General features: G+C 64.0%; 8 protein-coding genes, 2 tRNA genes and 3 pseudogenes. 2 read left to right on the forward strand and 11 right to left on the reverse strand.

Annotated features, from left to right (window positions below):
- Positions 1 to 271 precede the first annotated feature (271 nt).
- From BST12_RS33635 to BST12_RS23160, 6 genes and pseudogenes are all read right to left on the reverse strand, one after another.
- Positions 272 to 391: pseudogene (locus BST12_RS33635) on the reverse strand (hypothetical protein); the annotation flags it as partial.
- A gap of 10 nt (positions 392 to 401) precedes the next feature.
- Positions 402 to 1682: an ATP-dependent Clp protease ATP-binding subunit ClpX gene (gene clpX / locus BST12_RS23140; protein WP_083115591.1), complete on the reverse strand. Its 1281-nt coding sequence runs from the start codon at positions 1680 to 1682 to the stop codon at positions 402 to 404.
- 399 nt (positions 1683 to 2081) lie between these two features.
- A complete protein-coding gene (gene clpP2, locus BST12_RS23145; protein WP_083115592.1) occupies positions 2082 to 2717 on the reverse strand; it encodes an ATP-dependent CLP protease proteolytic subunit ClpP2 in 636 nt (211 codons plus the stop codon).
- Entirely contained in the window at positions 2714 to 3319 is a 606-nt protein-coding gene (locus BST12_RS23150; protein WP_139801864.1) for an ATP-dependent Clp protease proteolytic subunit, read from the reverse strand. The genes clpP2 and BST12_RS23150 overlap by 4 nt, the downstream gene beginning before the upstream one ends.
- Before the next feature lie 222 nt (positions 3320 to 3541).
- A pseudogene (tig, locus tag BST12_RS23155) lies at positions 3542 to 4855 on the reverse strand (trigger factor); the annotation flags it as partial.
- A 37-nt stretch (positions 4856 to 4892) separates the two neighbouring features.
- Positions 4893 to 4966: transfer RNA gene (locus tag BST12_RS23160), tRNA-Pro, on the reverse strand.
- Between the two features lie 134 nt (positions 4967 to 5100).
- On the opposite strand from BST12_RS23160, the gene BST12_RS23165 reads away from it, so the two are divergent.
- Positions 5101 to 5171 (forward strand) — tRNA-Gly (locus tag BST12_RS23165).
- Positions 5172 to 5203: 32 nt separating this feature from the next.
- A complete protein-coding gene (locus tag BST12_RS23170) occupies positions 5204 to 6388 on the forward strand; it encodes a serine hydrolase domain-containing protein (RefSeq protein ID WP_083115594.1) in 1185 nt (394 codons plus the stop codon).
- Positions 6389 to 6390: 2 nt separating this feature from the next.
- Here the strand turns inward: BST12_RS23170 and BST12_RS32940 are convergent, their stop codons facing one another.
- From BST12_RS32940 to BST12_RS23190, 5 genes and pseudogenes are all read right to left on the reverse strand, one after another.
- Positions 6391 to 6576, reverse strand: a complete 186-nt coding sequence (locus BST12_RS32940; RefSeq protein ID WP_211281342.1) for a hypothetical protein — start codon at positions 6574 to 6576, stop codon at positions 6391 to 6393.
- Between the two features lie 19 nt (positions 6577 to 6595).
- Positions 6596 to 6925 (reverse strand): annotated as a pseudogene (locus BST12_RS35160) (Mtp family mycobacterial-type pilin); the annotation flags it as partial.
- Positions 6819 to 7625: an Fpg/Nei family DNA glycosylase gene (locus tag BST12_RS23180; RefSeq protein ID WP_083115596.1), complete on the reverse strand. Its 807-nt coding sequence runs from the start codon at positions 7623 to 7625 to the stop codon at positions 6819 to 6821. The gene BST12_RS23180 and the pseudogene BST12_RS35160, both read right to left, overlap by 107 nt.
- A 7-nt stretch (positions 7626 to 7632) precedes the next feature.
- Positions 7633 to 8112 (reverse strand): ribose-5-phosphate isomerase, encoded by a 480-nt coding sequence (locus tag BST12_RS23185; RefSeq protein WP_083115602.1) that lies wholly within the window; start codon positions 8110 to 8112, stop codon positions 7633 to 7635.
- 58 nt (positions 8113 to 8170) lie between these two features.
- Entirely contained in the window at positions 8171 to 8782 is a 612-nt protein-coding gene (locus BST12_RS23190; RefSeq protein ID WP_083115597.1) for an Rv2466c family mycothiol-dependent reductase, read from the reverse strand.
- Between the last annotated feature and the right edge of the window lie 81 nt (positions 8783 to 8863).

An 8863-nucleotide genomic window follows, 5' to 3' on the forward strand; every position in this document is an offset into this window, starting at 1 on the left:
CCCGGTCTTCACGTTTATGTCACTGGCGGTATCAATTATGGCATTACTTTAAGGACCGCGTTGGCGCGTCGGGCATGCCATGTGCGCCTATGCCACGACTAAAAGCCGATGTCAGCGCCTTGCCGAAGAGCGATGCGGAAGCAAACTGTGGTTTTGGTCACGTCACTTCGGCGGGTTGCGGCCAATCGGCGCAGCTGCCCGCCAACCGGGAGGAACACGTTCTAGTTTTTGACTATTTGACGCTTCATGGGCGCTGTTTGGGGCACCGCGAGGCGCCCATTGCCATGAATGCCGCGTTGTACCCCGCTGCGACAACGATCGAGCCGGCGACGAAGTTGGACACCGACGCGCCGATTCCGGTCGCCGCGGCAACTGCACCCAAGCTGACGTTGACCCCTTAGCTATGCGGTCTTGTCGCGGCGTTCGCTGCGCGACGGCTTGCGGGGGACGATCGTGGGCAGCACGTTGTCCTGCACGGTCTCCTTGGTGACGACCACCTTGGCGACATCGTCGCGGCTCGGGATGTCGTACATCACCGGCAGCAGAACTTCCTCCATGATCGCGCGCAGGCCTCGGGCACCGGTGCCGCGGTGAATCGCCTGGTCGGCGATGGCCTCCAGGGCGTCGTCGGTGAACTCCAGCTCCACGCCGTCCATCTCGAAAAGCCGGATGTACTGCTTGACCAGGGCGTTCTTCGGCTCGGACAAGATCTTGACCAACGAATCCTTGTCCAGGTTGGTGACCGACGCGACGACCGGAAGCCGGCCGATGAACTCGGGGATCAAGCCGAACTTGATCAGGTCCTCGGGCATCACTTCGGCGAAGTGGTCGGTGGTGTCGATCTCGGCCTTGGACCGAACCTCGGCGCCGAAGCCCAGCCCGCGCTTGCCGACGCGCTCGTAGATGATCTTCTCCAGCCCGGCGAACGCACCCGCGACGATGAACAGCACGTTGGTTGTGTCGATCTGGATGAACTCCTGGTGCGGGTGCTTGCGACCGCCCTGCGGGGGAACCGACGCCTGGGTGCCCTCGAGAATTTTCAGCAGAGCCTGCTGAACGCCCTCTCCGGAGACGTCGCGGGTGATCGACGGGTTCTCGCTCTTGCGGGCGATCTTGTCCACCTCGTCGATGTAGATGATCCCGGTCTCGGCGCGCTTCACGTCGTAGTCGGCGGCCTGGATCAGCTTGAGCAGAATGTTCTCGACGTCCTCACCGACATAACCGGCCTCGGTCAGCGCGGTGGCGTCGGCGATGGCGAACGGCACATTGAGCATCTTGGCCAGCGTTTGGGCGAGGTAGGTCTTGCCGCAGCCGGTGGGCCCAAGCATGAGGATGTTGGACTTGGTCAACTCAACCGGCTCATATCGGGAGTCGCGGCCCTTCTCGCCGGCCTGGATCCGCTTGTAGTGGTTGTAGACCGCGACGGCCAGCGTCCGCTTAGCGGTGTCCTGCCCGATGACATAACCCTCGAGGAAATCTCGGATCTCGACGGGCTTGGGCAGCTCATCGAGTTTCACATCGTCGGCGTCGGCGAGTTCCTCTTCGATGATTTCGTTACACAGGTCGATGCACTCATCGCAGATGTACACACCGGGACCCGCAATAAGTTTCTTGACCTGTTTCTGACTCTTTCCGCAGAACGAGCACTTAAGCAGGTCACCGCCGTCTCCGATGCGCGCCATGATGCTTCAGGGCCTACTTCCTGGTTGGTTCCTTGTCGCCTGTCCGTCTTGCTGTGCCGCGTGTAATCCCCGACGGTACCCGCTTATTGCGGCCCCACGCGACCGTTAGCGGCGAATAGCGTCATTGGGATTTCCTGGGTATTCGTGCCTCTCTGAATGAAACATATAGCTCGACGGGTCTTGTCACTCGTCGAGACGCGCAATACGTGTCTCTGGCGTGTCGCGGTCGTTACGCCACCTTGAGCAGACCCCCGCACATCACCCTACCGTGACGCAATCGGATTGGCCGTTGATTCCGTGCTGATCAGCGACGGCGGACATCGCCGCCATCCGCCGAGCGTGTACTCAGCGCGAAAAATCAGCCGAGGATTCGCAGTGAATACACGTTCGGTGGGCGCCTTATGCGCTCTGGGCAGAAAGCTTCCGGTACTCGAGGACCGTGTCGATGATGCCGTATTCCTTGGCGTCCTCGGCGGTCAGGATCTTGTCCCGGTCGGTGTCCTTGCGGATGACGTCAGCGTCCTTGCCGGTGTGACGCGCCAAGGTGGTCTCCATCAGCGTGCGCATCCGCTCGATCTCGGCAGCCTGGATCTCCAAGTCGGAGAACTGCCCCTGGATCACGCCCGACAACGACGGCTGGTGGATCAATACCCGCGCGTTCGGCAGCGCCATCCGCTTACCCGGGGTGCCGGCGGCCAGCAACACCGCCGCCGCCGAAGCGGCCTGGCCCAGGCACACCGTCTGGATGTCGGCGCGGACGTACTGCATGGTGTCGTAGATCGCCATCAGCGAGGTGAAGCCGCCACCGGGCGAGTTGATGTACATGGTGATGTCGCGGTCGGGATCCAGCGACTCGAGCACCAGCAGCTGGGCCATGATGTCGTTCGCCGACGCGTCGTCCACCTGGACGCCGAGGAAGATGATGCGTTCCTCGAACAACTTGTTGTACGGGTTGGATTCCTTGACGCCGAAGCTGGAGTGCTCGATGAACGACGGCAGGATATAGCGCGCCTGGGGCTGGGTCTGAGGGTTCATTCTGCTTCTCCGTTGACGTGGGCGGCGCGAGTGATGATGTGGTCGACGAAGCCGTATTCCAGCGCTTCTGGGGCAGTGAACCAGCGGTCGCGGTCCGAGTCGGCCTCGATGCGCTCGATCGGCTGGCCGGTGAACTCGGCGTTGAGCCGGAACATCTCTTTCTTGATGACGGCGAACTGCTCGGCCTGGATGGCGATGTCGGCGGCGCTACCGGTCACGCCGCCCAGCGGCTGGTGCATCAGGATGCGAGCGTGCGGGAGCGCGTAGCGCTTGCCCTTGGTGCCCGCCGCCAACAGGAACTCACCCATCGAGGCGGCCATACCCATTGCGTAGGTGGCGATGTCGCAGGGCGCCAGGACCATGGTGTCGTAGATCGCCATGCCCGCGCTGATCGATCCACCCGGGGAGTTGATGTAAAGGTGGATGTCCTTGTCGGCGTCCTCGGCGGCGAGCAACAGAATCTGCGCGCACAGCCGGTTGGCGACGTCGTCGTTCACCTCTGAACCCAGGAAGATGATGCGCTCTGCGAGCAAGCGCTCATAGACCGAGTCCGTGAGGTTGAGACCGGGTGAGGTCGAACGCATGTCAGGCACATTGCTCACTGTGGGGATACCTGCTTTCTGAAGTTTCTTATGCACCGACCCTAGCCAACCTCGCCCGCTGTTTGCGGCCACGCACCCCCTGAAATGGGCGCGTTCGCTCAGAGCGTCAAGGTGGCCGCTCTAATCGGCCTTGTCTGCGTCGGCCTTGTCTGCGTCGGCCTCGTCGTCTAGGAGGTCGGCCTCGTCGTCTAGGAGGTCGGTCACGTCGTTCTCCGGGGGCGTGCCGAAGAACTCACTGATATCGATGGTGTTGCCCTCGGTATCGGTGACGGTCGCCGCCTGGGCCACGGCCCTGACCGCCAGCTCGCGTCGCACGTCGGCGAACATGGACGGCAGCTGGTTGTTCTCCTGCAGATAGCCGAACAGTTGCTGCGGCTCGATGCCGTACTGCCGAGACGTCATCACCAGTCGTTCGGTGAGGTCTTCCTGGCCCACCTGAACCTTCAGGTCATCGGCCAACGCGTCCAACAGCAGCTGCCGCTTGACGTCCTTCTCCGAGGCGCTGCGCGCCTCCTCGTCGAACGCCTCGCGCGAGGAACCCTGCTCGGCGAGCAGCTCATTGAACCGTGCTTCGTCGTGGTTGAGGCCGCTCAGCGCGCTGTGCATGACGCTGTCGTACTGGGCCTGGACATAGGACTCCGGAAGCGGAACGTCGACCTGCTCGAGCAGAGCGTCGATCGTGGCGTTGCGAATCTGCTCGGCCTGTTGAGCGCGCTTGGCCGCGCGCACCTGTTCGGCGAGGTTGGTCCGCAGTTCTTCGATGGTGTCGAACTCGCTGGCGAGTTGGGCGAATTCGTCGTCGGGTTCGGGCAGTTCGCGTTCCTTGACGGACTTGACCGTGACGGTGACCTGCGCTTCCTCTCCGGCGTGCTCGCCGGTCGCCAGTTTGGCGGTGAAGACCCGGGATTCATCGACCGAGAGGCCGACGAGTGCGTCGTCGAGGCCGGCGATGAGCCGGCCGGAGCCGACCTCGTGGGATAGCCCTTCGGCGGCGGCGCCGGGCACCTCCTCGCCGTCGACCGTGGCGGACAGGTCGATGGAAACGAAGTCGCCGGTCTCCACCGGCCGCTCCACCCCGGTCAGGGTGCCGAACCGGGCGCGCAGCGATTGCAGTTCGGTGTCGACGTCGTCGTCGCTGACCTCGATCGGATCAACCGAGACCTTCAGCTCGCTCAGATCCGGAAGGGGGATCTTGGGCCGAACGTCGACCTCGGCGGTGAAGGCCAGGTCCTGGCCGTACTCCTTCTTGGTCACCTCGATGTCGGGCCGGCCGAGCGGCTGGATCTCGGATTCGGCCAGCGCCTGTCCGTACCGGCTGGGCAGCGCGTCGTTGACGATCTGGTCGAGCATCGCCTCGCGTCCGAAGCGCGCCTCGAGCAGTTTGACGGGCGCCTTGCCCGGCCGAAAGCCGGGTAGCCGCACCTGCTTGGCGAGTTCCTTGTAGGCCCGCTGGAAATCAGGCTCCAGCTCGGCGAAAGGCACCTCGACATTGATGCGAACCCGAGTGGGGCTCAACTGCTCGACCGTGCTCTTCACGGGTGTGCTCCTTGAGTTGTTCCGGCGTGAGTGCTTGTCGGGGTGACAGGATTTGAACCTGCGGCCTTCCGCTCCCAAAGCGGATGCGCTACCAAGCTGCGCTACACCCCGCACTGACCTCGCGATCCTACGGCCCGGCGGTACCAGGCCCGCAACGACCTCTCAGTCTTCACAGAGCGGTCACACAAGTGCGTCGATTAGATTTGATTCGCGCCACCACGTACAGTCTCGCTCGACTAATACACGCGGGCGTAGCTCAATGGTAGAGCCCTAGTCTTCCAAACTAGCGACGCGGGTTCGATTCCCGTCGCCCGCTCCGATGAGCTTTTCGCTCAACAGAAAGGCGCCATGCGCGACCTCGAAATCCATGGCTCGTGCGCGTCCGACTTCATCAGGGTTCGTGAGTCGTTCGAGCGCAACTTCGCGCAGCGCAGCGAGATCGGCGCGGCCGTCGCGGTGTGGGTGGACGGCGATCTCGTCGTCAACTTGTGGGGCGGTTCGGCTGACGCCGCGGGCACCCGGCCCTGGGCAGAGAACACCCTGGGCACCGTGCTATCCGGAAGCAAGGCGCTGACGGCAACCTGCATCCACCAACTCGCCGATCGCGGGGAACTGGATCTGAATGCGCCGGTGGCCCGGTATTGGCCCGAATTCGGCCAGGCCGGCAAGGAAGCCATCACACTGGCCATGGTGCTCAGCCACCGCTCCGGGGTGATCGGACCGAACCAGCGGATGAACTGGCAGGACGTCACCGACTGGGACTTCGTCTGCGGGCAACTGGCCATCGCCAAACCGTGGTGGGAACCGGGCAGCGCACAGGGCTACCACATGACCACCTTCGGTTTCATCCTCGGCGAGGTGTTCCGACGGGTCACAGGACGCACGGTCGGGCAGTACCTGCGCACCGAAATCGCCGAAGCCATTGGCGCCGACGTACATATCGGCCTCAGCCCGTTCGAACAACGCCGCTGCGCCGAGCGGGTGAACAAACCGCACATTCGGGAGATATTGGCCGGCGTCGCAGCCCCGGGCTATCCGACCAGTCTGGACCAGCATCCCAAGGCAGCCTTGTCGATTTCCATGGGATTCGCGCCCGACGACGAGCTGGCGTCAAATGACCTTCAACGGTGGCGCCAGCTCGAGTTCCCAGGCACCAACGCGCAGGTGTCGGCGCTGGGCTTGGCGACGTTCTACAACGCGCTGGCGTGCGAGAAACTGCTCAGCCGCGAGCACATGGACCTGGTCCGGGTGTCGCAGGGTGGCTTCGACACCGATCTGGTGCTCGGTCCCCGGGTCGCCGACCACGGGTGGGGGCTGGGCTACATGCTCAACCAGCGTGGCATCAACGGGCCCAACCGCTGGATCTTCGGCCACGGCGGGCTGGGCGGCTCTTTTGGGTTCGTCGACCTGGAACACCGGATCGGCTACGGGTATGTGATGAACCGCTTCGACGCCAGTAAGGCCAATGCCGACCCGCGCAGCGTTGCACTCAGCAACGAGGTCTACGCGGTACTCGGCATCAAGCCCGACTGACTTTATTGGGGGCTACCGGGGACCTCCGGGTCCGCCGCCCCCGCCCGGCCCCCCTGGCCCGGGGCCACCAGGCCCTGCGGGCCCGCCGGGTCCACCCGGTCCGCCCGGTCCACCCGGTCCGCCCGGTCCACCCGGTCCGCCTGGTCCATTACCGAAGCCGCCAGGGTGCGGGTTGGGGCCAGGCCCACGCCAGTTGTCGTGACAGGTGCCCCAATCCCAGTTGTCGCCCCAACCAGGGTCCCAGAAGTCTCCCGGGCACCACTGCGGCAACGGTCCCGGCTGGGCGTGCGCGTCAGCGGCGACACCCAGCCCACCGAGCCCTAAACCGGCAGTCAGAGCGAAAGTCGTTGCAGCTAAACGTAATGAGGTTCGCATAGCACTTACAGATACCCACCGAACCTGAAGTGAAACTGTAGATGCGGCGGCCCGATCACTTTTGGCAGGTCGGACACCAGAAAACGTTGCGACCTTCCAGCACCGCGGTACTGATCGTTTCCCCACACACCCGGCACGGATCGCCGGCGCGCCGGTACACATAGGTGCGGGGCCGCCCCGGCCCATACGACGGCGCTCCGTGGTCGTGCTCGGGACGTACGACAACGATCTTGCCGCGACGCAATCCGACCTTCATCAGCGCCACCAGATCCGTCCAGGCCGCGTCGAACTCCGCTTCCGACACCTGCTGGCCAATCCGGTACGGATCGATACCGTGCCGGTACAGCAACTCGCTGCGATAGACGTTGCCCACTCCGGCGATCACCGTCTGATCCATCAACAGAGCACCAATAGGCCTGCGCGACTTGGCAATTCGCTGCCATGCCCAAGACGGGTCGGCGTCACCGCGCAACGGATCGGGTCCCAGGCGGGCCACCACTTGCGAAACTTGGCCTTCGTCGATCAACTCGCACACCGTCGGACCGCGCAAATCGGTGCCGTATTCGGCGCCGACGATCCGCATCCGCACCTGACCCACCGCTTCGGGAAGGGGGGCATCGGTGGGCCGTTCCCACTCGGCGAACGTGCCGTACAGCCCCAGGTGCACATGCACGATCGAGCCACCATCGTAGTGGTGGAAAAGGTGTTTTCCCCAGACGCTGGTGCGCCGCAACACACGGCCGTTCACCGCCGCCGCCGCATCGGCGAATCGGCCCTGCGGGCTGGTGACCGCGACGGGCGCACCGGCGAAGCGGCGCTGATGCAGCCGGGCCAGCCGGTGCAGGGTATGCCCTTCGGGCACGGGTGCCTCAGGCCGAAGCGCCGGGAACGGGCGGCGCTTCGTGGGTGCGTTCGTATTCGGTGAGAATGTCGATACGCCGTTGGTGGCGTTCGGCTTTCGACCACGGTGTGGCAATGAACGCGTCGACGATGGCCAGGGCCTGCTCGACGGTGTGCATACGGCCGCCGATGCCGATCAGCTGCGCGTTGTTGTGTTCGCGCGCCAGTGTCGCGGTCTCCACACTCCAGGCCAGCGCGCAGCGAGCGCCCGGCACCTTGTTGGCGGCAATCTGTTCGCCGTTGCCGGATCCACCCAGCACGAGGCCCAGGCTGCCGGGATCGGCCACCGTGCGCGTTGCCGCGGCAATGCAGAATGCGGGGTAGTCGTCGTCGGCGTCGTAGCCGAAAGCGCCGCAGTCGATCGGCTCGTGGCCGGATTTCTCCAAGTGCTCGATGATCTGCTGTTTGAGTTCATATCCGGCGTGGTCGGCACCCAGGTAGACGCGCATGCCCGACATTCTGCACTATGCGTGCCGTGGCCCTTACGGGCCTGACGGGGCGCAGCCGTTAATCGAACTCGGGGCGTTCGGTACGAGTTCGCTTGAGCTCGAAGAAGTGTGGATAGGCGGCGAAAGTCACCGATGCATCCCAGAGTTCGCCGGCCTGCTCGCCGCGCGGGATCTTGGAAAGCACCGGCCCGAAGAACGCCACACCGTTGACATGGATGGTCGGCGTGCCGACGTCGTCGCCGACCGGATCCATGCCCGCGTGGTGGCTCTTGCGCAGGGCTTCGTCGTAGGCGTCGCTGGTTGCGGCCTCGGCCAGTTCTGCGGGCAGTCCCGCATCGGCCAAGGACAGTTTGATGACCTCGTCGAGTTCTTTGTTGCCTTCGTTATGGATTCGAGTGCCCATGGCGGTGTACAGCGGCTCAAGGACTTTGGCGCCATGGGCCTGCTCGGCGGCGATCGCAACCCGCACCGGCCCCCAGGCCCTGGCCATGTTCTCCCGGTATTGCTCGGGCAGTCCTTCCCGGTTTTCGTTGAGCACCGCCAGGCTCATGACATGGAAGTTCACCTCGATATCGCGCACCTTCTCGACCTCGAGAATCCAGCGTGAGGTGACCCAGCACCACGGGCACAGCGGATCGAACCAGAAATCGGCAACAGACTTTTCGGCCATTAGGTAGTCATCTCCCTGTCATCTCGGGTCAAGTCCAGGGACGTGGTGTACGACGTCGTCGTGTGATTCTTCGATGTGATG

The sequence above is a fragment of the Mycobacterium angelicum genome, assembly GCF_002086155.1.
Lineage (GTDB): Bacteria > Actinomycetota > Actinomycetes > Mycobacteriales > Mycobacteriaceae > Mycobacterium > Mycobacterium angelicum.